General features: G+C 34.1%; 1 protein-coding gene. It reads right to left on the bottom strand.

The annotated features are described in order from the left end of the window. Positions 1–121: 121 nt before the first annotated feature. Positions 122–535 carry a hypothetical protein gene (locus H5116_RS20090; protein ID WP_182716931.1) on the bottom strand — a complete coding sequence of 138 codons (414 nt, stop codon included), beginning with the start codon at positions 533–535 and terminating at the stop codon, positions 122–124. Positions 536–681: the final 146 nt, after the last annotated feature.

The following is a 681-nucleotide window of genomic DNA, read 5'->3' as shown; positions in this document are numbered from 1 at the left end:
TAGAACTACAAACTTGTATTAATTTATGAGCTAAATCGACACCAATTCTTAACTTATTCATAATTGAACTCCGAAAAATAATTTCTACTTAAGTGTAGAAGTTGGGAGTCCAATTATCTTGTTATATACCATCTTCTTCTGCGGCACGTTGCTTTATTTTTGGTAATTGTATTTGAAAAGTTATATACACAATTACTAAAGGGAAAAAGCCAACCCAAGTTAAGTCATGGAATACCCAAAAATATGTAAACCAAGTTTGAATACCAATTAAAGTAAACAATTTCAGTAACCGAGGAAAAAGTAAAAGACTCCCCATACCTAAAACAGGAAAAGCGAATATACAATTCCCAGCCAGTGATTGCAGAAAATACCCAAAGCTTTCAGGAAACTCTAGACCAACAACAAATTTAGAATAAATGAGATCTGTGTAAAAAGGCAATAAGCCTAACAAAAGAAAATACGTTGAGAATTTTTCATCCTTTTTTATTTTATTATGTTGGCGGTTTCTCTCCGCTAATTTTTCGAGCGCATCCATTGCTGGAGATTCCTTTGCATTTAGACATAATGACTCCCACACGGTGTTAGCCTCCGCTTTTCGTGGGTTAGCTTAATTCAAAGCCAGAGCCATAATTAGTTTGTCAATTAACTAAACAGCAGAGGCTAACATGAATAAACATAGCA

This window comes from Pseudoalteromonas sp. SG45-2 (genome assembly GCF_014164115.1).
Taxonomy (GTDB): domain Bacteria; phylum Pseudomonadota; class Gammaproteobacteria; order Enterobacterales; family Alteromonadaceae; genus Pseudoalteromonas; species Pseudoalteromonas distincta.
This window is presented reverse-complemented; position numbering and strand designations above follow the sequence as displayed.